Here is a 24,021-nt window from a genome sequence, read left to right on the forward strand (position 1 = left end):
TCGAGTTCACAAAGAACTACTGTTCAATTCTATTCTGTGAAATTGGCTTTTATAGAATAGAATCAATTTGGATACACTCAAAAAGTTGTTTCTATTATGGAAAAAGTTATGAAGATGGTAATAGCTGCCTCAATACATATATAGATTTTTTTTAAAATGAAAATGAATAAATTACTCATAGTCGATGATGATGCAATCATGATAGAAGTTCTAAAGGGAACTCTCGCAAAGCAATATGACATTGTAACTACAACTACATCTAAAGGTGCTTTGGATTTATTCTTATCGGATCCAACACTCGTTGTGATTTTGGATTTGAATATGCCGGAAAAATCCGGAAAGGAAATAATGCTTGAAATATTTGCCGCTGGATATAAGCCCATCGTCATTATCCTCACCGGTGAAACAGATATAAAGACTGTTGTAGAATTATTTAAAATTGGTGTGCATGATTATATTGTTAAGCCTTTCAATTCTTTAGAGTTAACGAACCGAGTAGATAAAGCATTTGAGATAGCTGAGCTTAGAATCATCAATGAAAACATTCAAAAGGAAAGAGAAGTTAGAATAGAGCATCAACTCAATTGGAATCTATTCAAAGAAAATCTAATTAAGAAAGATATTGATAAAACCGATAGCGGGCTAATGGCAAATATTAACAGCAGCTTGATACAAGGTGCAGGTCTTGGAACTCTAGCTCCACTAGTTCAGTTAATTCAAAATTCTTCTAAGCAAGAAGGCAATCACTATATTGTAGAAAAAGAATTAATGGATATGCTTTTTGAGAATACACAATTTTCAAATAAGCTAATTTTTATAATTGGTGACATTGACTATGTGATTAATAATGATTTACCAAAAGAGGCAATGACTATTTCGCAACTCTATACGCTGATTGAAAAGATAGTTGGAAATATGTCTGAATATCAGCAGGTAAGAAAAAATACAATTCGACTGGCGAACAATACGTTTGCGGGCAATACAAAAAAAATAAAAATCAATGAAGAATATTTTAAAAAGGCACTAGAAGAGTTATTATTCAATGCGCTTAAGTTTTCAGAGTCTGAAAGCAAAATTTACATTCTATTTGAAATTGCGAAAGATGCTTTTCATATTTCTATTTTGAACACTCCAGAAAGAGATACCAAGGTGCAAAATGGAATTCCCCGCGAATACCAAAATATTATCTTCGAGCCATTCTTTCGTATTTCTCGTCTTGTATATGAAAAGTATCCTACCCTTGATTTTGGATTGGGACTTTGCTATGTCGAAAAAATTATTCGTAACCACAAAGGTAATATTCGAACTGTAAACTTGAAAAACTCACTTGAAAATACAGGGCGTGTTTTGATTGATTTTAATATTGAACTCCCATTTAACGTAGATTGTTAATTTTTCTAAAAAAATCGCACATAAAGCTCATTTCTTTACCTAGTGTTATTAACTAGAGTAAGGAGAAAAATTATGCATTCAATCCTAGCAAGCTTAGACGAGTCGCTAATAGCAATACTTAAGGAAGAGGGAATAGACATTGGTTTGATTTTACGTTTTGGGCTATTGCATTCCACTAGAGAAGATTTTCTCTATTTTCACTCGGAAAATAAAAAAAATATTCGTTTATTTTTAGAGAGTAGTTACTTTGTCCTATTAAATTCTATTTGCCGTCAGAATCATACTTACTTAAATGAATATGCAGGTGAATTGATAATGGAAAAATTTTTAGAGATAATTTGGCATGAATAAAGATAGTGATTATATACCAATTGACTCAATTTTAGAAATTCAGCACAGCCTCAAGATGGATATGCTAAATAAGAGATATATAGACAAAGACGGCAATCGCTTTGTTGTTCGGTTTGGTAAAGAAAGTCGAAAACTAGAAATCCTCCGCGTTAAGACAAAATCAAATCTCGGAGAGGATCTAACTCACCATGTCTCAAAACAATTCGGTGAAGAAGAGGAAGGGCGAGACTATGAGAAAGACTCCGAAGAAGCTACCCGAAAAGCCAGAGATCAAATCCGAGAAGCAGATAGGGCAGAACTACACCAACAGTTTACTCACAGTGATGCTCATGAGGATATTTTTGGAGACATTGACTTAAATATTGAGAACGTTGTTCCTGTTACTAAGAAGGCATATGAAAATTCCCTTGCCAATCCCGTTTCTCTAGCAGATGAGCGCAGATATATATTTGATCTTCTTAAATGCATCGAGAAAAATAAGGATCGAATCATATCGACTTTGCTCAATGTTCAGAATTCTCGTGTTTTTGATATTACAGGAGATCCCTCTGAAAATAAGAATGTTATCTCAAATTTTAATCGTGATTTTGAATCTGAGATTTTTCGAATTATTGAAGGCTTTCAAAATCGTTTCAAAGAAATTACTGCTTTCCCAAAAGCAACTCATCATTATTCCATGAATTATACTGTAATTCAAAAAGATTTTCTGACTTCTTTAGAGTCAGACAAGCATAGGTTAGATTATATTCTTCGATGGGAAATGCAAGAGCCTTGTCTAATCTTAATAAAAAAGTTTGCCAAAATGGTAACAAATGTTTTAACTGTTCTAAATGCAAAAAGCGAAGAACAAGTAAAATCTTTAAGCTATCAGCAGCAAACTTTATTCAAGGATTCTAAGTCGGCAGCTGTTTATTGTCTGAATGATTTGGACTTCCTTAAAAGAAGTATCGAAAATTGGAAAGAATCTGCCGTATAATATAATACTATGCCTGAGTTATCAAATAAAGAAATCGAAGCCCTATTGCTCAAAGTAAGAAATGAATATCGGACTTATGCTCAAGAGAATCCGAATATTTTCAAGCTGACTCCATTTGAGGAGAGATATACACAAGTGCTCAGATCGCGCGGAAGTTTAGAACTTTTCTTTAAAGATGAGTTATTATTCCTAGAGCAGCTAAAGGCTAAGCATAAAGAAATAAAAGCTAGAAAAGAAGCAAGTCAGAGTCCTACTCTAAACAAAATTATTGAAGAGAACGAAACACGTATTCTAAAATACAATAAAATCGATTTTCATCCTATGGCCAAAAATGAATTGAAGTATTTCTTTGGAGCCATATCAAACTTTGTAGAGACAGACTTACAACTCCTGTATCAAATCTTTCGCGGAACAGCCGAGATCAACAGCATTCACGATTCCATCATTCAACTTGAAAGAATTGGCTTGAATCGCAAAGGGCAATTTCCATTTAGAATCTCAGAGCATGTTAAAATTCTCTCTGGAATTGGCGTCAATCAAGGAAAGATAGAACAAGACAATCAGGCAATTATGAAAGAAGGCTGTCTTGCACTCAAACATATTTCTATGTATCTAGAAGACGCGGCTAAGAATAAAAAAATTAACATGAAGTTAATATTCAAATTTAATGAAAAAGATTATCCAGATCTATTTAAAAAATACAATGGAATCAGTTTTGATACTGGCGCGGAAATGATTATTGTAAATTGCGCAAACATAATCACTGATTTTAGAATGGATTCAATTGTGGGACTAAAAGCAAAATGAAATTATCCATAGTAATTCCCTGTTATAACGAAAAAAATACAATTCAAAATATTCTAGAAGTAGTTCGTAAGGTTCCTATTGAAGACAAAGAAATCATAGTCGTCGATGATTGCTCTAAAGATGGAACAAGACATGTTTTACAAAATGAATTAAAGCACTTAGTGGATCGCTTGATTTTACACGAAGTCAATCAGGGAAAAGGGGCAGCTCTCAGAACTGGATTTCAAGCGGCTAAAGGTGATATTGTGATTGTTCAAGACGCTGATTTAGAATACGATCCATTTGAAATTCCTATTGTCATTGATCCAATTGCACAGGGGAAAGCAGACGTTGTATTCGGCTCTCGATTCTTAGGAGCAGGTCCTCATAGAGTAGTCTACTATTGGCATCGCTTAGGCAATATGGTATTAACCACGCTTTCGAATATGTTTACCAATATCAATCTTACAGATATGGAAACTTGCTACAAAGCTTTCAGACGAGAAATCATTCAATCTATTAAAATCGAAGAGAACCGTTTTGGCTTTGAACCCGAGATTACAGCAAAGCTTTCAAAAATAAAAGAAATTCGTATCTACGAAGTAGGAATTTCTTATTACGGAAGAACGTATGCTGAAGGAAAAAAAATCGGTTGGAAAGACGGCGTTCGCGCGATCTGGTGTATACTGAAATATAATTTGTTTTGAGTTTATTGCCACAGAGGCACGGAGACGCAGAGGGTTTTATGAGTATTATTCGTTTATTAACACATTCACGCTAAAGAGAGAGCTTATATAATTCAGAATTTGGGTTTAGAGAATGAAAAAACCTTAATAACAGATTAAAATTTAATTCTCGAAATAAACTCTCTTAAAAACTCTTTTCCTCTGTGACTCCGTGCCTCTGTGGCAATATTTAATACTGCGACAATAGCCCCAATGTTCTAGCCTTCTTCTCCATTAAGTTAAACAGGTAGTATCCGAGAGCGGCGAATAACAATGAATTAACTGTAAATGCTAGCATATGTAGCTCGGAGAAGTCTAATTCTACGTATTGATTGATTAATATTTTCTGTAAATTGGACATTCCCATTGTGAGTGGAAAATTATCGTATAACGCAGCGAGTAGACTTCCGTTGGTGAGCTTACTTCTATCTTGCCAGAATAGTCCGAGGAAGGCGAAATTTACAATCTGAAAAAAGAAACCGACTCGTTTGAACAAAAGTGTGATTCCAGCAAACATATAAGATACACCGAAGATTCCGATCGCCATAATGAGTAGTGTAAAAAGAATAAAGAAATTATTATTAAAACCAATCTGAAGTCCTGGAATACTGATCTTATATAGAAAAAGTAAAAGATAGAAACTTACGATCTGACGGGGTAATTGTGCTAAGCCCCTCGCGAGTAATACTTCTCCGAGTGAATGACCGGAAATAGAAAGTTGTTCAAGTGTGCCTGTCTGACTTTCATTTTGAATTTGTCCTGACCAACCCATTTGGGTGGATAATACAAATTGCATGAGACAATATCCGATAATCATTTTTTCTCGGTTTAATAGACTCGCGCTACCAATAGTCAATTGAGAAAATCCAAAGAACACAGCAAGCAATATGATATACATAAAAAATAGAAATGAGATTATCTCTAGCGGATAACGCTTTAAATAAATATAATCTCTCTTAACTTCTGCTTTTAGTATGAGTAAAAAATCGTAAATAAATGTAATTATTCTAATCATTGGTTTGATAATACCCTTAAAAAAACTTCTTCTAAATCTTCTTCGATTCTGTGAAATGATATAATGTCTTTCTTTAATTTTTCTAACTCACCTAAGATTTTATACATTCCAAGTTTATTCTTGCAGTCAATTTCTATCTCGGTGTATTCTCTTTGTTCCATCTTGATCTCAGCACTATAGGATTTAACCCAAATCGCTGGAAGTTTAAAATCACCTTTAATCTTTATGCGATAGATATAACTTTTAAAAATGGATTTTAAATCTGCAATACTTCCTTCTCGAACCAGACTTCCTGTGCGGATAATGCCAACACGATCTGCAAGCTCTTCTACTAAATCCATCTGGTGCGTAGTGAGTAATACTGATTTGCCTTCTTTCTTAGCAAGTTGGAAAATCTTTTCCTTTATCTTACGAGAACTCGCTACATCTAATCCTAAAGTTGGCTCATCGAGTAAAAGAATTTGTGGATCTGTAATGAGTGCTACACCAAGAGCTAGTTTTTGTAGCATTCCTCTTGAAAGATGCTGGCTCTGATTCTTTTTCTTTCCTTCAATTTCTAATGCTTCCAATAGAGCAGTGGCTTTTTCCTTTACTTCCGAAGAAGAAATCCCTCTTAGATTTGCAAAGTAGTGTAAATTCTCAAGTGGGTTTAATCGCCAGTAGACGTTACGCGTTCCTTCTAAGACTGCGCTTAGATTTTTATAGACTGTGTTCTTTGTAGTAGGCTCGTCGTTAAAAATAATCTTGCCAGCAGTCGGATTGATTAGACCGGCAATCATTTTAATGATAGTGGATTTCCCCGCTCCATTCGGACCGAGCAGTGCGTAGATTTCTCCTTTCCCGATTTCGAAACTTACGTTCTTTACAGCGTGTAAAGGTGCTTTTTTGGACAGAAGAACGGGCTGATATGTTTTAGAAAGGTTTTCTACTCTTAGAATCATAATTCCTTGTCAGACTCTTTGAAATGCCATTGACTGTAAATCAATAATCCAAACCAGCTTAGCTTACACTAAATAATAAGAAACTGATTACCACCGATGAACAGGCGAAGGCGAAGGTCGCGAATACTTTCAGCGAAGGGGGATGGACACCGATAAAAGATACGATAATTTTTAAATTTAAGCATTTGAAATTGGCTTTAAGTCCGTATCATTTTCTATCGCTCTTTTATCGGTGTCCATCGGTGGTAATCTTTTATTTTCCAATAAAATCCTTCCATTTTATGAGAATTCCGTTGACAGGAAACGGGCTTCGAAAGACAAAGAAAATGGAATTTTGGGAGAGGTGTCAGAGTGGTCTAATGAAGCGGTCTTGAAAACCGTCGTGTGAAAGCACCGTGGGTTCGAATCCTACCCTCTCCGCAAATTTCAAACAGGAGACGTGCCTGAGTGGCCGAAAGGAGCAGTTTGCTAAACTGTCGTACGGGTAACTGTACCCCGGGTTCGAATCCCGGCGTCTCCGATTCTTTTTGGGAACAACAATTCTTTGGAACAAGTCAAGAACAGTCTTACTTCTAATAAATACTTTCAGATGCTTAAGATGTATTCTGAGAAAGTGTATGCATTTCTCATTTCCGAAGAAGGAATGCGTGACTTGGCAATGCTCCCATTATTTTTCAACTGGCTTCCTTTTTTGATTTTTAAATCAGAAGTTCCTTCTATCAAGAAAAGCTCTCTTTACTCCCTGCTTTTTGCTTCTTATTTTTTTATCTGCTTTGCGATTAGTGTAATTTTGAATATGCTTCCCTTTATAGGTCCTGCTCTGGCTAATTTATTTCATTTTGCAGGAATTATTACTTATCTGGGACTTTGTATTTTTTTTATTTACTCCTATCACAGAAATAAAACTCTTGATATGGCAGTCATTGACAAACATTACGATTTCATTGTCACAAAGCTGTTTTAGTAATTATCGCGCTTGTAGCTCAACTGGATAGAGCATCTGACTACGGATCAGAAGGTTAGGGGTTCAAATCCCTTCAAGCGCAAATCTTTTTTTCAACTGATAAGCCTATGGCACTACCCAATTACCCACTCGAAAATCAAATTGAGCGCATTAATATTTTTAGGCTCTCGTATAATTTCATTCTTGCAGTCGTAGTATTCTTTTCGATTTTAGATTTTCTTTTTCTTCGAGAATTTCCTGGTCTTCATCTATTAAATCTTGTAAAAGTATTTATTGTAGGGCTACTTCATCCTTTTCTAAAACCACTGAATATTTCTAAAGCAGAGGATGTGCAGGTAAAAGCATTTCTCGCTGTCCTCATCGGAGTTCCGACCAATGTATTCTTTGCCATTGGGGCTCGTGAGTGGTTGGCGGAACAAAACCTTCCTATCATTAAGGAAAATTACTATTATCTGCTACAGTATTGCGTTTACTTACTGTTAATCTCATCGGCTCTAAGGCTTAAGTTTTTACAATCCTCTATTATCTCAGGTCTTTATGTATTGTTCTATTCCTTTTTACTTCTTCTCCACAAATCTGTATTTACGAGCAATCAAGACATTCAGTATTTCTTATTTCAATGCTCTATAATGGCACTCATCCCAACAGTTGGATTTGGAATGACTCACTATATGGACAAATATATTAAGAACCAGATTCGTCTTATCGACCAAGCAGAGTATTGGAAAAATTATTCAGAAAATCTATTGAAGCAAATTATACCTGCTCCAAGACTCGGACAGCCTGGAATTCTTCCTGTTACCTATTATCTGCAAAATATTTCTCTTCTATACTTCGACATCACAGGCATTGCAAATTATTTTCGTGCAAAGGAAACTCTCATAGGTCTTGACGAATTTCTAAAACAACTCTTTTCGAAGGGAAAAGAATTTTGTCTTGAGAATAATATTGAAGAGCATGAAGAAGATGGTAAGTATTGGTTTTTAGTCTTAGAGCATCCCGCAGGAGCTAATCCTGAGTATGCGGATTCACTTGCCAACTTGGCTCTCTATTTTCAAAAACAATTTCAAGGGATCTGCTCTGTTAATAAACTCAAGCTTGATCTTCGCATGGGTATGGCAAGTGGCAAGTATGTAGACTACGCAACCGATGCACAGAAGATAGATATATTCTATATCAATAAATCATTCGATGACGCAGACGCCATGGAAAAACACGGAGTTAACGGCGAAATACAAGTAACCGCTGCAACCTATGAACTATTAAAAGAAAGATTTCGCTTTGTTAAACGCGGACCAATTGCACTCAATAAAAATAAGGCTGATGCAACTAGCGAATTGTATTTGTTGCAGGATAAGATGTAGGGATTGTTCGCAATGAATCCTATAAAAAAACTTCTAACTTCAAAGTTTCAATTTGGAATAATTCTCGCACTATACACAAATTTTTCCATATTACCACAATCCGAACCAAAAGAAATTCCCAAACAGATAAACCCAAAGAACCAATGGGGTTACATTGTATCATCCTCACTCCAAAAGTTTTCGCCAGAATACTTGGATTCTATTTCTAAATCGTATGAAATACTTTGTATCAATGGATTGGAATTAAATGGGAAGGGGCAACTTCGTTATACCTCTCAATTCACTGATAAAATTTCTAAGTCCGGATTAAAATCTAAAGAAGCAGCAAGAGCAATGATTTATCCAATGATAATTGTATCCTCTATACGAGAAGGAATTGAACTATTAAATAGTGATAAATCAAAGCGAAAGGCGACCGATCTTATAGTAGATTTTTTACAAGAGCAAGACTTGAAAGGAGTTCATCTGGATATTGAGTATTTGCCACCAGAGTATGATTTAAAACTAGTAGATTTTCTAAATGAATTGAGAACTGCGCTCTCAGAGAAGAAAATGAAACTTACCTTTGCAGTCTTTCCGCAGATTGATTTTCCGGCAAATACGAGTAAGCTACACAATATTGAAAAACTTGCTTCTGCTGTAGATGAAATTGTTTTAATGAGTTATGATTATCACAATAAAAAAACAGAAGCCGGATGTGTTACATCTCTTGAATGGACAAGGAAGAATCTAGTTCATCTCCTAAAATATTTTAAGCCAGAGCAGATTTGGCTTGGGATGCCGTCTTATGGATATGAGTGGGTTCTTGATTCTAAGAAAGTAAATATTATTTCTTCACGCGATGGACAAATCTATGAGAAAAAATGGGAAGGGAAAAGAGAATCTTCTGGATGCATAAAAATACTCAGAGATGAAAAGAAAAAGTTGAGTATGATTTTTCTAGCCGACCAAGAAACGAGAAACAAAATGAAAGACGTCGCAGAAGATTTAAAAATCCGAGGCACCGCAATCTGGCGTCTCGGACTGGAAGAAAAAGAAGACTGATTGTCTTGCCACAGAGGCACGGAGGCACAGAAAGTTTTATGAGTGTTATTCGTTTATTAACTTAAATCAAATTAAAGAGAGCTTAAAAAAGTTTGAGCGTTTGGATTTTACTATATAAAAAAACAAAAACCTGAATACCGTCATAAACTTTAGATATTGAAATAAACTCTCCTGAAACCTCTTTCCCTCTGTGTCTCCGTGCCTCTGTGGCAAATCTTCATTACCCCATATCTAGATCAGGGGAGAGTTCGAAGTTTGAATTTACACTTTGCACATCGTCATGGGATTCGAACATGTCTAACATCTTCATTACCTTCTCGGCAACGGCTTGATCGGTTACTTCGACGGTTACAGACGGAACGAATTTTACTTCTGACTCAATTGCTTGTAGACCTTTTGTGTTAATTGCTTCTTGGATTTTTTCGTAAGCTTCGGGATGAGCAGTAATTTGAAATACATCATCATGAAGAGCAACATCGTCAGCACCTGCATCTACCACTAAGTCAACTAACGCATCTTCGGAAATTTGATCAGCGGATACTACGATGATAGCCTTCTTTTCGAATAAGCGACTAACGCTTCCTGGATTCGCGAGAGAGCCCCCGAACTTAGTTAAAATGTTTTTTATTTCAGGAGTAGTTCTCGACTTTTTATCTGTCGTGACGGATACCATGATGGCAATTCCACCGGGAGCATAACATTCATAAAGACAATCTTCGTAGGTTACGCCTTCTAATTCGCCTGCTCCTTTTTTAATTGCGCGCTCAATATTGTCTTTGGGCATATTGGCTGATTTTGCTTTTAGGACGGCTACTCTAAGTCTTGGATTTGCTTCTGGATCAGATCCACCCATTCTGGCTGCAACTGTGATTTCTTTGGCGTATCTTGTAAAGATGGCACCTCGTTTGGAATCAATGATTTCTTTTTTTCTTTTGATGGTTGCCCATTTCGAATGTCCTGACATGTTAAATCCTCTCTAAAACTTATTCTACATACATCGTTTTTTGTGGTTAGGATTTTTGAAAATGTTTTTTTTATTTTGGATTGTATTCCATCAGCACAAAAGTCAAATCATCGTCTAAGAATTCCAATCCCCTGAATACTCTACTACGGATTGGAAAATTTTTTCTACGACAATATTTATATCTACTTGGTTTAGTTCTCGTAGCATCTTAATCATTCTTTCTTCGGAAAATAATTCGTATGAGTTCTGTCCATGTGCCTCGATAATTCCATCTGTATAAATGACAATGCGATCTCCAGCGGCTAATCTATATTCTACTTCTTCTGCTTCTGGCTTCTTTAATGCCATGATAATTTTCCCATTCGATTTTAAACGGATTACTTTTCCAGCTTTAGTAATAATCATTACAGGAAAATGTCCAGCTCTGGCTGTTCTCAATTTTCCATTGCTGAGGTTAATATGCATTAGGCTTGCTGTTATAAAATGCTTTCCTAACTTATCAAATATGGATTCGTAGATAAAATGAAAAGACTCTGTGAGTTTGTGTAAATGCTCATACCAATAAGTAAGGGACATCTTTACCATTGCGGCTAACAGTGCAGCAGGCACACCATGCCCTGATACATCACATAGGAAAAATCCAAATGTATCTTTTGCTTTGCTATAGCGTAGATCAAAAAAGTCTCCACCTAGTTTCATCATAGGTTGGTATTTTATCGCAATTTTTAATTTATCAATATCAGGAATGTTGGCAGGAAGAAGAGAGTCTTGGATTCTACCTGCCATTTCAATTTGTTTTTCTAATTGTCTTTTTTGTTTATCAATAATAACAGTTCTTTCGATGACTTTTTTCTCGAGTTCTTGATTTGCAATGTCTTTCATTCGCTCTATAGTCTTTAGATTTTCAACGAGGGAAGATTGTGCATTCGACCTCTCGCGCATAATGGTCACAGCTAGATAAGCGATGATTGTTGCAACGGCTATGTATATATCTAAAAGTATCAAAGAATTATTCAAAGAAATCTTACCGTCGAGGTAAACGGCAAACGGTCCAATTCCTTTTACTGTTTTATAGACTGCTATTCCAGATAAAAATGTGATTACTACAGTTGCTGCATATTTTTTAAATCGTAAGCTTGCCCAAGCAATAAATGGAAATGGTAAATACCAAGAGGAACTTCTTCTCGAAAGGCAAGTAAGGTCGATGCTATCATAAAAAACAGAGAACCAGTAGTTCTACATATCTGCTGAAAGAAATCTCATGTCGAAGTTTTGACCATGTTAGTATAAAGGGGGCAACAATGATAAACCCTTGCATTTCTCCTGCACCCCAGGTTAACAAAACATTCCAGTAAACTGTCTCTGGAACAAAATTAAAAATACGTAGAGAGTTACTCCTATGAATGCGCTGACAAAGGAACCGGGGATTATGCAGAAAAATAGAAAACTGAATCAAGTTGGAAATGGAATCAAAATTCTATCTGATTTAACGAAAAGGTTTAACAAATAATTGATAATTACTCCCAAGTGTATTTCCAAATCCAATTAAGATTGCTGTCGGGATGTGCGGATTATTCATATAATTCGCTAGTGTTTGCACCAATAAGAATACCTGGAATTGCATTTCTCCCCATTAAAACAATCGTAGCAAAAGCTACGCCTTCTGGAGGCCAGACAGGAGATACTTGTGAATTTAAGAAGGCAAGAAAGAATCCAAGTTTTGCGGCTAATATATAACCAATTGCAATGAGTATTGTTTTTGAAATTAGGAAAAATGCAGCTCTCATTTGGAAGCTGTATAATAGTAGGCAGGCTTCTTTTGTCGAGTGAAAAAAATAAATTACTTATAAATCCAACTTATGCTAGACTTCTTAAAGTTTGATTTTGACACAATGCTAAGTAGTCTCAATACAGGGTTGAGAAATTATTTTTGGCGTTCGGTATAAACAAAGAAACTCAGTCTTTTCTTAGGCGTGTCCCACGTAATAAGTAAACCAGGTATAAAGCCCTAAGGGGAATATTTTCATCTACCGATAAATAGACAAAAGGATATAACTCCATTTTTGGGGAGAAAGGAACTGAATGAAAAACTATTCTGAAATATACAATGACTTTAAATTAAAATTTTGGCTTTATACAGAAGGATTTGGGTTTCTAATCACTGTTCCAATTATTTTGTTTTTCATTTTCTTTTTGGGAGAGTTTTCTACTGAATCCTTCTTTCTTATTTTGAAGATAACATGCTTCACGATTCCTGCTTGCTTTACATATATTTTTACAGAACAAACGATTGTTAAAGCCGTTTGATCTTTACTTTTGAAGAATTATCATTGGGCAATGAAGTAAAGCCAGAAACATATCGAGAAGCATTTTATCGCTATTCGAATCTTCCTTCTTCATTCTATTCCACCTGTCGTTGCCTATATTTGTGCAACGTTTCTGTGTTTTAATCGGTCTATTCTTTCAGCCTGAAGTTGCGATTACTCAGTATTATATAACTTAGTAGGATCCATCGTATTAATTTCTTTGCTTTGTTTATTTGTATATTTTAACATGACCGAAAAACTCTTAGTTGAACTAGCTGCGTTTGGTGTTTTCTAAACCAATTGCAAAAGAGAGAATGCACAAAAAACCTCGTGAATGTTTTTTCCGGGAACGTAATCATGATTATCTGCATATTTTCTCTATTCATAAATCTACTTGTCTACAATATGAATTATCGCTCCTTGAAGGAATCAATGATTTCGCGAATGAAGGCAGCGAATCAGAGTAATATATTTATTATAGATGAATTTTTATTATCGAGAAAGGAAGAGATTTTACAATTTACAAAAACTCCCGAAGTCATAGAAGCAGTGAAGCAAAAAAATACAGCTTGGTTAAATGGTCGATTATCAAGTCTTTATTCTAATGGAAATAATTTCTATGAGAATACTTTCATTACCTCTGTAGATAGTAATCCTACAATTCTATATTCTGGATTACCCGGAGGTGCAAGCATTGGTCTTGAAATGAAAAAAGAGCAACGCTCAAATGTAAATATGGAAAAATCCTTAAAGGGAGAATTTTATATTAGCGCAGCATTTCCTTCCCCTGTTACTAAAGACGCAGTATTGCTAGTAACCGCTCCTATTCTAGATGGAAGCAAAGTAATTGGAGTAGCTGGTTTTCCAATTGCAATTTTGAAATTTACAAACAGTTTTTAAATAAAGTTCCAATCGGAAAAACAGGTTATTCTTTTTCATTGGATAAGAATGCAGTATTTATAAATCATCCAGATTCTAAGCTTTTATTGACGTCTTTAAAAATCTTTCATTCAGTGAAAAAATCTTACAGGCAAACAACGATGAGCTTATCTCCTATCATTATATGGATGCGAATAAAGTTTTAATGAAAGAAGTTTCTTCTAATTCAAGTGGAATTGTATCTTTAACAACAATTGATTTGAATGATTTGGAATTGCCAGCTCTCCAAACATCACTTTATATTGCGGGTTTAATAATATTATGTGCAATTTGTTCAGGGATTATTATATATTTGATTTTTGCAAAGAAACTAAGTTATTTAGTTAAAAATTCAGAAGTAGTTGAAGCCATGTCTAAAGGAATTTTAAGCCAGAAAACGAATTCATATAGTTTAGATGAAATAGGGCTTATCTCTGTTAGCCTGAAATCTTTTATTGAAAGTCTACAAAAATTATCAAAGAGAGTCAGAACACATCAAAAGATATGGCAGTCTCTGCGGTGAATATGAGTAGATCGATAGGAAGTATCTCAGAGAACAGTCAAGCGGAAGCCTCTACGGCAGAGCAAATCTCTGCTTCTATTGAAGAGATTACATCGAGCGCTGAAAATGTTACACAGAAAGCAGTTAGTCAATCCAATGCGGTGAATCATTTATTTAATAAGATGAATGAACTTTCTGGTTTGATTCAAAGCATGAATCTCAGGGTAACTAACGCTTCCAAAAAAATTAACTCGATTACAAAAGATGCAGACATTGGAAAAGCATCGTTGCATAATATGAATGTAAGTATTCAAAATATTAGCAAAAGCTCAAAGCAAATAACAAGCGTGATGGAAATTATAAATGGAATATCCAGACAGATAAACTTACTCGCATTAAACGCTGCCATTGAAGCCGCGAGAGCTGGTGAAGCAGGAAAAGGGATTTGCAGTAGTAGCAGATGAGGTAGCAACTCTTGCTTCAAAAACAAGTAATAGTATTAGTAATATAAATTCCATCATTAAGCAAAACGACGAAGAAATTGAAAAGGGCAGTGTGACCATTAGTAATACTGTCAATCTAATCGGACAAATCATAGAAGCTGTCAATACAATAGATGTAACAATCCGTGATTTAAAAAACCAAATGAACGCAGAAGTAGAAATAAATTCCGTTGTTAATTCAGAAGCCGGAAAATGAAATTAGGCGCAGAGGCAATTCAAATGGCTATGGAAGAACAAAAGTTAGCGTTAAACGAAATAGCTCATGCTATTTTCAGTGTTAGCGGAATCATTCAATCGAATGCATCTAGTATGAGTGATTTGAATTCCAATTCAGAAGCAATAGCAAAGATGGCTAATAATTTAAAAGAGCAAATGGATTATTTTAAGGTGTAGATCTATGTGGATATTTATTATCACCCGCCCTTTAATAAGCTAAGCAACTCATCAGCGGAAATCTTTCCGCTCATGTCGGTTTCTTCTAAGAGGCTATCTGCTAGGTCACGTTTGTGTTTATGAAGGTTTACAATTTTTTCTTCGATGGTATCTTTGGCTACTAGCCTGTAAACCGTTACCGGTCTTTTCTGACCTATGCGATATGCTCTGTCTGATGCCTGGTCTTCTACGGCAGGATTCCACCATGGATCCATGTGGATAACATAATCAGCCGCAGTGAGGTTAAGTCCTGTTCCACCTGCTTTGAGACTAATCAAGAAAACCTCTCCTTCTCCTCTTTGGAATGCATCTACTCTGAGCTTGCGATCTTTCATAGCAGTGCTTCCATCTAAGTATTGAAAGGATATTTTCTTTTCTTCTAGGTATTTTCTGATTAAACTGAGATGGTCTACAAATTGACTGAATACAAGTGCTTTGTGTTTATTTTCTAAGAGCTCTTCTAGGATTTCTATGAATGCCTCGAATTTTGAACTAGGCAAATCCATCTTAGCCTCTACGAGCTTAGTATTACAACAAGCGCGTCTGAGTTTCATAATTTCAGCTAGAATTTGTAAATGTTTTTGTCCGGCAGGCATTTCTTTACTTGTAAGTTTTTTTATGGCGTTCAGTCGGAGTGCCTCATAGAAAGATCTTTCTTTATCACTTAATTCTACTTGGAGGGTAATGTCTGTTTTCTCCGGCAATTCATCCAATACTTGATTCTTGAGTCGGCGTAGAATGAAGGGCTGGATTAATTTCTTAAGCTGATTGCGGGCAGCCTTGTCTTTGTATCTTTCAATCGGTATCGCATAACGCTCGTTAAATTTTTCCATTGAGCCCAATAGACTTGGATTTAGAAATCGAAATAAATTCCACAATTCACCGAGATGATTTTCAATCGGAGTTCCTGTTGTAAGTAGGCGAAATCCAGCCTTTAAACTCATCACTGCTTGCGATCGTTTCGTTGACATATTCTTAATAGCTTGTGCTTCATCTAAAATGACCACTTGCCAATCTACAGATTTAAAAGTCTCAGCAACATCTTCTTGTTGGATCATTCCATAACTACAGACTATAAGATCGAACGGCTTCAAGCTTTCAATTATCTCGCTTCGATTTTTTCCGCCATATTGAATTGAATTGAGTGTTGGTGCAAAGCGCAAACTCTCTGTATGCCAGTTCATGCAAACAGAACTAGGAGCGATTACTAGGCTTGGTCCTTTTGCAGCGCGAGTTAGTAAAATAGCGAGAGACTGAATTGTTTTACCGAGTCCCATATCATCAGCAAGACAAGCACCAACACCCCAGTGAGAAAGTCGGGCTAACCACTCGTAACCTTCTGTTTGATAATCTCTTAACGTTGCTTGCAATGTATTGGGAAGTTCTGGCTTAAAATCCTTTATCTCTTTAAGTCTTTCCAGTTGCGCCTTCCATGCCTTATCCGCTTTAAGGCTCGCAACTTGGGAGGCGAAGTCTTCCATGAGCGGTGCGATCAAAGGAGAAAAACGAAGTCCTTCTTTGGTGGATTCAGAGAAGGCTCTTAATTCATCTAGTTGTTTTCTAAAAGTAGCGGTTAACGCAAGGAAACTCCCATCGTTCATTTTAATAAATCGACCCGGACTTTGTTCAAGTAATTCCAGAAGAACTTGCATCTCTATAATTTCTTTATTTCCCAAGTCGAGAGTTCCGTTCACAGAAAACCAATCATTGTCTTTTTTGATTCCCATATGAAATTTAGAAATATCAGCCTGTTTTTTGATTCTAAATCTTTCTCCCTCAGGCCATTCAATGATTGCAGTTTCGCCTATCGTTTGTATTTCAGATAATACTTCCAAGCAGGTTTCTGGAGTTTCTAAAATCCATTCATATTCAGAGGCTAAATTGGTAGATTGAAGTGTAGGGCATAATCGTAATAATTCGCTAAATCTCATTTCCTCTTCTAGTAAATTTCTAGTTGTGCTAAGTTTTTTTCCTTCTATGTCTGCGATTAGATTCTTGCCACCCTTGCCAGGTTTGTAATAGGGACCTTTTCCTGCAAAGGGTCGGCAAAATCCTGTTACCCGTAAACCTGCATCGTAAGGTAATAGGTGAAGATAGGGAGTCGAAATTGAATCTACTTTTTCTGTCTGAGTTTCTGCCCCGCCTATATCGGATTGAATTAGGATAGAGCTAGATAGATTTGTAATCGCTTTTAGAACTTGTTCTTTTGCTGTTTTGGGAATCTTTACATTTAACCCACTTAAGATTTTTGCAATTTGACGATGCTCGTTGGAAAATACAATCAGCTTTAAGCGAGAGGGTGTTTCTAATTGCAAAGTAAACTTTTCATCTTCCTCGATTTCTTTTGGATGAAGTAGTAGTTTAATTGTATTATCCGCTTCATTCTCTTCGACGGTTAATTCTGGTTCTCCTCTCTCTAAATCAAAGCGTGTCTTTAAATCTGTCCAGAATAAATAGGGGTGTCCGACAAGCTCTAAGAGAACATTAGCATCTAGAGAGTAGTCAAGTCCTCCATAATAGTTTTGAGAATAGGCTCTAATATAACTCGTAGCTCTAATGTCTTGCTCTAATAGGAAAGGAATTTTACTAGAATCGGTTTTTAGTCTTTTTAAGGATACGGGCTTTCCTGCCGACCATCCAGTTTTTTCAGAATAACTTTGCTCTATTGGTTGAATTCCTAATACAGTATTTCGTTTCTTATCATAGCCTATATTCCAGGCAATTCGCTTTTTGTCCGGCTGATTTGTATTAACCGTTGCTGTTTTTGATTTGAGGGAACTAAGAGCATTTAGAATGATATGCCAATCTTCTTTCTTTTCAATTGTATCTGATATAAAAAAACTACCCAACTCTTTTTTTAATTCTAATGCTTCTTTCGATTCTATCTTTTCAATCTTAGCAATTAGATCGAGCAATTGCATTTCCATCCATTTATAATTGGATTTTTTTACATTGTTTAATGACTTTTTTAAGTAAGGTAAGCTTTTATGAGAAGTGCTAGGATTTGTCCAATACAAAACAATGCCAAAAACAAATACATTCCAAAAGTCTTCACTCGATGGAGGAAGATAGCCAATATTAATTTTATTTACGTCTCTTTCTAAGCCTGAGGCAAATAGGCATAATCCATAAAGGGATTGAAATGGAAATCGAAATGGATGATTTATTTCTTTTGCAATCCTTGCTGAATAGTTCATTGCAGTTTGGTAGTTATCTGATTCCCCGGTTTTAAGGAGAACAAAGAAGTAGACTACACATAGATAAGATTCTAGAAGATAATTCTTCTTATTTGTTGTTCTCTTTCGATTCACGATGCCAGATTCAAAGAATGGAATCGCCTCGTCTGCTTTATTCTTAATAAAGTATTTTATTCCATCATTGAAGGGGTTTGCATTTTCATGGATTTTCTGAGTTAATTTATAAATTTCATCTCTTTCTTGCAATCTCCCTTGAAACATTAAATCTTCACAAACTAAATCTGGGATTATTCCTGTTATCCTCTTATCTTGATTCTTGCAGAGTTGAATAGCAAACTCGATTGCTTCTGGATTTGGAATTCCATTTTCTATAGATAAGGAAATGATAGTTCCATAAAACATTTCGAAATAATCTGAAGGGAATTCAAACGTTTGCATGAATTCTGGATCGTAGGGATTATTCAAAGAGGATAATACTTTGAAAATGTAATGATCAGAATCTCTCAGGGAATAGTAATTTCTCTTAGAAGATTTAATTCTTTCAAATTCGCCGAATATATTTTTCTCTCCTCGATAGAGTCCGATTCTACCGAGGACAAATATATCGTTATTTTCCATTCGATAGCTTTCTTCGGCGGCGAATTCAATGGTTCTAGCGGCTACTAAGAATGTGCCTTCTTTTATGGATTCACGAGTTATGATTTCGACGATTTCTGGATTGCATCTGTAAGCTTTTCCTTCAGGAAGAGTAAGCAATGTTAGCCGCTTTAATTCTTGTAAATGATGTTTTAATGTGTCAAGCTTGATTGTCCCATAGCGGAATGCTTTGAAGGGGGGACTGTTTACCAAAGCAAATATTTTTGTTTGGTTTACTTCAAAGTAAGCCAATGAAAATAGAACTAGAACCTGTTTGCTGAATTCAGGGAGTTTTCGATACTCCTCTAATAATTTCTTCTGGCTGTTTGTGAGGCTCATAGCTTTCTTTATTCTTATTAGAAAAAGAAAACTAATTAGTCAATTCGAAAAGATTTATTTTAATGAATGTAACCTAACGCGTAGGTAACGCATATATGCGTTACCTACGCGTTAGGTTACATTCAATGACCATCTATTTTCTCAAATCCAATGTATACGGAAATTCTGGATTTAACTCTTCTGAAAGAATATTCAAAGTATTTGGAGTATGTCCGAAGGGGGTAAAGCGTGTAAACCTCCTAGACTCTGCCTCATTTGAGTTTACTGGGAATGTAGTGTAGCCGCGACCACCCGGATGAGCCACAAAGTAAGTGCATCCACCAACAGCGCGGTTATTCCAAGTATCCACAACATCAAATACGATAGGTGCATGAATTGGAATTGTAGGATGTAAAGCAGATGGAGGCTGCCAAGCTCTATATCTGACTCCTCCCACAAACTCACCATTAACCCCTGTAGGTTGAATTGGAACAGGTCTACCGTTACATGTGATTATATGCCGTTTGCCGGTCATACCGAATACTCGCACTTGCACTCTTTCGAGAGACGAATCTACATAACGTGCAGTTCCACCTTGAATTCCTTCTTCTCCTAGGACTAACCAAGGCTCTATTGCCATTCTGATTTCTAATTTAATATCTCCTGATTGAACAGTTCCAAAAATAGGAAATCTAAAATCTAAAAATACTTTATACCAATTTGGATCAAACTCATAGCCTGTATCATTCAAATCTAAAATCACTTCTTTGAAATCTTCCCAAATAAAATGAGGTAATAAATACTTATCATGTAAAATCGTTCCATGTCGGAGAAGTGGTCTCTTGTATGGTTCATTCCAAAATTTCGAAACGAGTGAGCGAATAAGGAGCATTTGCGCTAGACTCATTCTTGTATGAGGTGGCATTTCAAATGCACGCATTTCTAAAATTCCAAGTCGCCCTGAGCTAGAATCAGGGGAGTAGAGTTTGTCAATGCAAAACTCCGCCCTATGCGTGTTACCCGTTAAGTCAGTCAATAAATTTCGAAACAATCTATCCACTAACCAAAGAGGAGTAAATGTATTTCTATCTAATTCTTTGAATGCAATTTCTAATTCGTTGAGACTTTCATGCCTTGCTTCATCTATACGTGGAGCTTGACTGGTAGGACCGACAAAAAGTCCTGAGAATAAATACGATAGACTCGGATGATTGTTCCAATAAGAAAGAAGACTTCTTAGTAAATCTGGTTTTCGTAGTAATGGGCTATCAGAAGGAGTCACTCCACCGAGGGTAATATGATTTCCCCCCCCAGTGCCTGTATGTCTTCCATCTAACATGAATTTTTCTGTGCCGAGTCTTGTGAAGTGTGCTTCTTCGTATAAAATTTCTGTATTTTTAACGAGAGTCTCCCAATCTTCTGTTGGATGAACGTTTACTTCTATTACTCCTGGATCTGGTGTGATTTGGAATCTTTGCAAACGAATATCGTAAGGAGGTAGGTATCCTTCGATTAATACCGGTATGCCGAGCTCCGATGCAGTCAGTTCTACAGAGGAAACTAAATCTAAGTATTCTTCCACATGATAGGTTGGAGGTAAGAATACAAATAGATTTCCATTTCTAGGCTCGACGCAAAGGGCAGTGCGAACCATTTCCCAGCTATCTTCTTTTAAATTGAGATTTCTATTCTCCGCATACTTTTTATAAAGTGCGTCTAACTCGCTGTTAGTCCCGTCAGTTCTTTTTTCATTCTTAATATAGACTTGTTGACGCTTGCTTACTTTATCATAAAAATTTTCCAGTTGTGCAGGTCTCGCAAAGCTAGAAGGCTCCTCTTCATAAAAATAACTTTCTGAATGAGGTAAAGAGCTAAGTGGTAATCTAAATCCCATTGGGGAGTCACCCGGTAATAAATAGAGTCTATCTCTTTTTACATGCCACTTGCCAGAGCGCCAAACACGACTTAGCCAGTCCCATTTAATTGGAAGCACAAAACCAGCCGTAGTTCCAAGTCCTGCTTCTAAAACACGACGTAGAGTTTTTCTTTCTTCCGTATCTTTTAAATTTCTTTTGAATGGATCCACATTTACAGGTAAAGTTCCTTCTTTCCATAGATAATAATAAACGTCTTCAAAGCCGGGTGCGACATGTTCGTCCGTTACCGCCAAATGCGTTGTTAGCCTACGAATAAATATCTCTGCATCTTCGGAAGTGTATTTTCCTTTTACTCTTTCATCTGCAATTAAATTTGGATCATTCCAGATTGCTTTCCCGTCTTTTCTCCAATAACAAGATAATGCCCAACGGGGAAGAGATTCTCCGGGATACCATTTTCCCTGTCCATAATGAAGTAATGGACCTGATGCGAATTTATCTTTTAGTTTATTAAATAATTCTATCGCATAATTCTTCTTAGTCGGTCCAAGAGCATCAGTGTTCCATTCTGCTCCTTCCATGTCGGACACGGATACGAACGTAGGCTCGCCACCCATCGTGAGTCTAACATCATTGTCTTTTAAATCCTTGTCTACTTTTTGACCGAGTGCATAAATTTTATTCCACACTTCTTCTGTATATGGCTTTGTAACTCTTGGCTCTTCCTCTATTCTAGTAACAGACATTTCGAATTGAAGTTCAGCCTCTGCTCCTTTCTCAATTCCACCTGCTATCGGTGCGGCACTAGAAGGATTAGGTGTGCAGGCTAATGGTATATGCCCCTCCCCCGCAAAGAGTCCAGAAGTAGGATCAAGTCCAACCCATCCAGCTCCAGGTAGATACACTTCTGTCCAAGCATGTAAGTCGGTGAAGTCAACGGTAGTTCCAGAAGGTCCATCAATTGCTTTTACATCGGGAACCAGTTGAATGAGGTAACCAGAAGTAAACCGCGCAGCCAGTCCAATGTGACGGAGCATTTGCACGAGTAGCCAGGCACTGTCTCTACAAGATCCTTTCTTTAAAATCAAAGTCTCTTCACTTGTTTGAACTCCCGGCTCCATACGAATGATATAGCCGACTTCCGAATGAACGACTTGATTGATATAAACTAAAAAGTCTACTGTTCTTCTTTTGGTGAGGTCTAGTTTAGAAATTAAACTCTTTAGAAGATTTCCGTCTTCTTTAACTTGCAAATAAGGAAGTAATTCACTTTTTAAATCTTCTGTATATTTGAATGGATATTCATCTGCATATTCTTCTAGAAAAAAATCAAATGGATTGATCACAGTCATCTCAGCAACTAAATCCACTTCTACTGTAAATTTATCTGCTTTCTCCGGAAAGACTAGACGTGCCTGATAATTGCCAAAAGGATCCTGCATCCAGTTGATAAAATGATCCCCTGGCTGAATCTTTAACGAATAGGCATGAATCGGCGTTCTAGCATGAGGCGCTGGTCTTAAACGGACGACCTGCGGGAAAATGGAAATAGGCTTTTTGTATTGATAATGAGTTTTATGATGTAAAGCTACGCGTATTGACATGATTTTTCCTATGATCTGAATCTTTCTATATAAGTATGCAAAATTTGGACTTACTTAGATTAAATTTGGTAAAAAAAGAAAGATTACCACGGATGAACACAGATGGACACGGATAGGATTACTCCTGTCACCTCGAACACGCGAAGGGAAGGACGCTTCCAAGCACAGGTTGGAAAAATCGTGAGAGGTCTATCAACCTTAATACTATAGTTCTAAGCAAAATAGACCTTGCGTCGGCGTTGGCTCGCGTGCAAGCGAAGGGAGGACGGTAAAGCTGTTCGAGGTGACAGCTTAAAACCGAAATTCGTAGTTTACTTCGTAGTAAGTTTCTCGACTGACGCCATTCGCGGTTGGAGCAAAGGCTTGGCGCGGCGAGGCATTAAAATTCCAATCTCCAAAGGCTGCTTTTTTGCCAATGGTTGTATTGGCGTTTGGATTAGCTTTTTCCCATTTATAACCTAAATAGAAAGAATGCATTAGCTGAATTGCATACACAATCGCCAATCCTTGGATTGCATTATTGCCAATGGTGGAAGCGCTAGAATAAGGTCCAAAATTTTGTGCACCAGTATAAGCAGCGATTAAAAATTTCGTTGTGCTATCGACATTAGTAGCAGCTGCAAGAACATAGAATGTTGTAGCAGTTTCCTTTTGATAGTTTTTTTCAGAGGCTTGAAATCCCTGGAAACTACTAGCAGCATAGCCTGCTGCTCCAAGGACTCCTACAAATGCTAACGCTGCATACCATTTGTTTCCTGCTTTCCATTGTCCCCATCCTGGAACGACTGCTGACCTCATAAAAAGCGTATACCTATTTTCAGGGATAACAACTGCCACTTTTTTTCTTTTTTCAGGAGGAAGCTTACTTTCTTCTTCGTCGATGATTTTTTTTAATTCTTTTGCATCTTTTACATCTCTGTAAGAAACTTTTAAAATATCGTTTTTCTGCAATTCAATTGCTTTACCGAGGTCATCGTTCATTCTCAGAACATTAGCATCTTGGAATGTGATTTTACCATGAATTACTTCATGAGTGCGTAGAATTACAGTTTCTGCTAATAAGGAATACTGTCCGAGGAGAACAAATAGAAATAATGTTTTCAACTTAAAGGAGTTTATTTTTATCATAATGAATTAGCCTTTTATCCTAATCTGTAAAACAAAGCGTATTGCAACCTTTATCTATAGAAAGATCATATTTTAACC

At 36.4% G+C, this 24,021-nt stretch carries 20 protein-coding genes, 3 tRNA genes and 1 pseudogene; 16 read left to right on the plus strand and 8 right to left on the minus strand.

What is annotated here, in order from left to right; genetic code table 11:
• Window positions 1-162: 162 nt before the first annotated feature.
• The 5 genes from IPH52_20975 to IPH52_20995 all read left to right on the plus strand — a co-directional run bounded on the left by IPH52_20975 (window position 163) and on the right by IPH52_20995 (window position 4,212).
• A complete protein-coding gene (locus tag IPH52_20975) occupies window positions 163-1,392 on the plus strand; it encodes a response regulator (GenBank protein ID MBK7057476.1) in 1,230 nt (409 codons plus the stop codon).
• Between the two features lie 72 nt (window positions 1,393-1,464).
• Window positions 1,465-1,743 carry a hypothetical protein gene (locus IPH52_20980; GenBank protein MBK7057477.1) on the plus strand — a complete coding sequence of 93 codons (279 nt, stop codon included), beginning with the start codon at window positions 1,465-1,467 and terminating at the stop codon, window positions 1,741-1,743.
• Window positions 1,736-2,719 (plus strand): hypothetical protein, encoded by a 984-nt coding sequence (locus IPH52_20985; protein MBK7057478.1) that lies wholly within the window; start codon window positions 1,736-1,738, stop codon window positions 2,717-2,719. Before IPH52_20980 ends, IPH52_20985 begins: the two co-directional genes overlap by 8 nt.
• 9 nt (window positions 2,720-2,728) lie before the next feature.
• Complete coding sequence (locus IPH52_20990) at window positions 2,729-3,526, plus strand: hypothetical protein (protein ID MBK7057479.1); 798 nt, start codon at window positions 2,729-2,731, stop codon at window positions 3,524-3,526.
• Window positions 3,523-4,212, plus strand: a complete 690-nt coding sequence (locus IPH52_20995; protein ID MBK7057480.1) for a glycosyltransferase family 2 protein — start codon at window positions 3,523-3,525, stop codon at window positions 4,210-4,212. The genes IPH52_20990 and IPH52_20995 overlap by 4 nt, the downstream gene beginning before the upstream one ends.
• Window positions 4,213-4,420: 208 nt before the next feature.
• On the opposite strand, the gene IPH52_21000 is transcribed toward IPH52_20995, so the two are convergent.
• Both IPH52_21000 and IPH52_21005 read right to left on the minus strand, forming a co-directional pair.
• Window positions 4,421-5,245 (minus strand): hypothetical protein, encoded by an 825-nt coding sequence (locus IPH52_21000; GenBank protein MBK7057481.1) that lies wholly within the window; start codon window positions 5,243-5,245, stop codon window positions 4,421-4,423.
• Entirely contained in the window at window positions 5,242-6,186 is a 945-nt protein-coding gene (locus IPH52_21005; GenBank protein MBK7057482.1) for an ABC transporter ATP-binding protein, read from the minus strand. Before IPH52_21005 ends, IPH52_21000 begins: the two co-directional genes overlap by 4 nt.
• 337 nt (window positions 6,187-6,523) lie before the next feature.
• Here IPH52_21005 and IPH52_21010 point away from each other — a divergent pair.
• The 6 genes from IPH52_21010 (at window position 6,524) to IPH52_21035 (ending at window position 9,558) form a co-directional block, all read left to right on the plus strand.
• Window positions 6,524-6,606: transfer RNA gene (locus IPH52_21010), tRNA-Ser, on the plus strand.
• A gap of 13 nt (window positions 6,607-6,619) precedes the next feature.
• A tRNA-Ser gene (locus IPH52_21015) sits at window positions 6,620-6,706 on the plus strand.
• Between the two features lie 24 nt (window positions 6,707-6,730).
• Complete coding sequence (locus tag IPH52_21020) at window positions 6,731-7,150, plus strand: hypothetical protein (protein ID MBK7057483.1); 420 nt, start codon at window positions 6,731-6,733, stop codon at window positions 7,148-7,150.
• A gap of 8 nt (window positions 7,151-7,158) precedes the next feature.
• A tRNA-Arg gene (locus IPH52_21025) sits at window positions 7,159-7,232 on the plus strand.
• Between the two features lie 25 nt (window positions 7,233-7,257).
• A complete protein-coding gene (locus tag IPH52_21030) occupies window positions 7,258-8,514 on the plus strand; it encodes a hypothetical protein (protein MBK7057484.1) in 1,257 nt (418 codons plus the stop codon).
• Between the two features lie 12 nt (window positions 8,515-8,526).
• Window positions 8,527-9,558, plus strand: coding sequence for a hypothetical protein (locus IPH52_21035; protein MBK7057485.1), 1,032 nt, complete (start codon window positions 8,527-8,529; stop codon window positions 9,556-9,558).
• 220 nt (window positions 9,559-9,778) lie between these two features.
• Here IPH52_21035 and IPH52_21040 read toward each other — a convergent pair whose 3' ends face one another.
• The 3 genes from IPH52_21040 to IPH52_21050 all read right to left on the minus strand — a co-directional run bounded on the left by IPH52_21040 (window position 9,779) and on the right by IPH52_21050 (window position 12,309).
• Window positions 9,779-10,522 carry a YebC/PmpR family DNA-binding transcriptional regulator gene (locus tag IPH52_21040; GenBank protein ID MBK7057486.1) on the minus strand — a complete coding sequence of 248 codons (744 nt, stop codon included), beginning with the start codon at window positions 10,520-10,522 and terminating at the stop codon, window positions 9,779-9,781.
• Between the two features lie 114 nt (window positions 10,523-10,636).
• Window positions 10,637-11,539, minus strand: a complete 903-nt coding sequence (locus IPH52_21045; GenBank protein MBK7057487.1) for a SpoIIE family protein phosphatase — start codon at window positions 11,537-11,539, stop codon at window positions 10,637-10,639.
• A gap of 554 nt (window positions 11,540-12,093) precedes the next feature.
• On the minus strand, window positions 12,094-12,309 hold the full coding sequence (locus IPH52_21050; GenBank protein ID MBK7057488.1) for an MASE1 domain-containing protein: 216 nt from the start codon (window positions 12,307-12,309) through the stop codon (window positions 12,094-12,096).
• 295 nt (window positions 12,310-12,604) lie between these two features.
• Here IPH52_21050 and IPH52_21055 point away from each other — a divergent pair, with 295 nt between their 5' ends.
• From IPH52_21055 to IPH52_21075, 5 genes and pseudogenes are all read left to right on the plus strand, one after another.
• Entirely contained in the window at window positions 12,605-12,829 is a 225-nt protein-coding gene (locus IPH52_21055) for a hypothetical protein (GenBank protein MBK7057489.1), read from the plus strand.
• Window positions 12,830-13,260: 431 nt separating this feature from the next.
• On the plus strand, window positions 13,261-13,728 hold the full coding sequence (locus IPH52_21060) for a PDC sensor domain-containing protein (GenBank protein ID MBK7057490.1): 468 nt from the start codon (window positions 13,261-13,263) through the stop codon (window positions 13,726-13,728).
• A gap of 163 nt (window positions 13,729-13,891) precedes the next feature.
• On the plus strand, window positions 13,892-14,269 hold the full coding sequence (locus IPH52_21065; GenBank protein ID MBK7057491.1) for a hypothetical protein: 378 nt from the start codon (window positions 13,892-13,894) through the stop codon (window positions 14,267-14,269).
• A pseudogene (locus IPH52_21070) lies at window positions 14,251-14,947 on the plus strand (hypothetical protein). The gene IPH52_21065 and the pseudogene IPH52_21070 overlap by 19 nt, the downstream one beginning before the upstream one ends.
• Window positions 14,944-15,144 carry a hypothetical protein gene (locus IPH52_21075; GenBank protein ID MBK7057492.1) on the plus strand — a complete coding sequence of 67 codons (201 nt, stop codon included), beginning with the start codon at window positions 14,944-14,946 and terminating at the stop codon, window positions 15,142-15,144. Before IPH52_21070 ends, IPH52_21075 begins: the two are co-directional and overlap by 4 nt.
• A gap of 20 nt (window positions 15,145-15,164) precedes the next feature.
• Here the strand turns inward: IPH52_21075 and IPH52_21080 are convergent, their stop codons facing one another.
• The 3 genes from IPH52_21080 to IPH52_21090 form a co-directional block, all read right to left on the minus strand.
• The gene (locus tag IPH52_21080) at window positions 15,165-19,355 is read right to left on the minus strand and encodes a DEAD/DEAH box helicase (GenBank protein MBK7057493.1); all 4,191 of its coding nucleotides are present in this window, start codon (window positions 19,353-19,355) and stop codon (window positions 15,165-15,167) included.
• Window positions 19,356-19,488: 133 nt separating this feature from the next.
• Window positions 19,489-22,815, minus strand: a complete 3,327-nt coding sequence (locus tag IPH52_21085) for a transglutaminase family protein (GenBank protein MBK7057494.1) — start codon at window positions 22,813-22,815, stop codon at window positions 19,489-19,491.
• 291 nt (window positions 22,816-23,106) lie between these two features.
• Window positions 23,107-23,943, minus strand: coding sequence for a hypothetical protein (locus IPH52_21090; protein ID MBK7057495.1), 837 nt, complete (start codon window positions 23,941-23,943; stop codon window positions 23,107-23,109).
• Between the last annotated feature and the right edge of the window lie 78 nt (window positions 23,944-24,021).

It is taken from the genome of Leptospiraceae bacterium, assembly GCA_016708435.1.
Classification (GTDB): Bacteria; Spirochaetota; Leptospiria; order Leptospirales; family Leptospiraceae; genus UBA2033.

Excerpts from the sequence above, each read along its gene's own strand:
- IPH52_20975 (MBK7057476.1), top strand. The coding sequence starts at position 163 with ATGAATAAATTACTCATAGTCGATGATGATGCAATCATGATAGAAGTT.
- IPH52_20980 (MBK7057477.1), top strand. The coding sequence starts at position 1,465 with ATGCATTCAATCCTAGCAAGCTTAGACGAGTCGCTAATAGCAATACTT.
- IPH52_20985 (MBK7057478.1), top strand. The coding sequence starts at position 1,736 with ATGAATAAAGATAGTGATTATATACCAATTGACTCAATTTTAGAAATT.
- IPH52_20990 (MBK7057479.1), top strand. The coding sequence starts at position 2,729 with ATGCCTGAGTTATCAAATAAAGAAATCGAAGCCCTATTGCTCAAAGTA.
- IPH52_20995 (MBK7057480.1), top strand. The coding sequence starts at position 3,523 with ATGAAATTATCCATAGTAATTCCCTGTTATAACGAAAAAAATACAATT.
- IPH52_21000 (MBK7057481.1), bottom strand. The coding sequence starts at position 5,245 with ATGATTAGAATAATTACATTTATTTACGATTTTTTACTCATACTAAAA.
- IPH52_21005 (MBK7057482.1), bottom strand. The coding sequence starts at position 6,186 with ATGATTCTAAGAGTAGAAAACCTTTCTAAAACATATCAGCCCGTTCTT.
- IPH52_21030 (MBK7057484.1), top strand. The coding sequence starts at position 7,258 with ATGGCACTACCCAATTACCCACTCGAAAATCAAATTGAGCGCATTAAT.
- IPH52_21035 (MBK7057485.1), top strand. The coding sequence starts at position 8,527 with ATGAATCCTATAAAAAAACTTCTAACTTCAAAGTTTCAATTTGGAATA.
- IPH52_21040 (MBK7057486.1), bottom strand. The coding sequence starts at position 10,522 with ATGTCAGGACATTCGAAATGGGCAACCATCAAAAGAAAAAAAGAAATC.
- IPH52_21050 (MBK7057488.1), bottom strand. The coding sequence starts at position 12,309 with ATGAGAGCTGCATTTTTCCTAATTTCAAAAACAATACTCATTGCAATT.
- IPH52_21055 (MBK7057489.1), top strand. The coding sequence starts at position 12,605 with ATGAAAAACTATTCTGAAATATACAATGACTTTAAATTAAAATTTTGG.
- IPH52_21060 (MBK7057490.1), top strand. The coding sequence starts at position 13,261 with ATGATTTCGCGAATGAAGGCAGCGAATCAGAGTAATATATTTATTATA.
- IPH52_21065 (MBK7057491.1), top strand. The coding sequence starts at position 13,892 with ATGGATGCGAATAAAGTTTTAATGAAAGAAGTTTCTTCTAATTCAAGT.
- IPH52_21075 (MBK7057492.1), top strand. The coding sequence starts at position 14,944 with ATGAAATTAGGCGCAGAGGCAATTCAAATGGCTATGGAAGAACAAAAG.
- IPH52_21080 (MBK7057493.1), bottom strand. The coding sequence starts at position 19,355 with ATGAGCCTCACAAACAGCCAGAAGAAATTATTAGAGGAGTATCGAAAA.
- IPH52_21085 (MBK7057494.1), bottom strand. The coding sequence starts at position 22,815 with ATGTCAATACGCGTAGCTTTACATCATAAAACTCATTATCAATACAAA.
- IPH52_21090 (MBK7057495.1), bottom strand. The coding sequence starts at position 23,943 with ATGATAAAAATAAACTCCTTTAAGTTGAAAACATTATTTCTATTTGTT.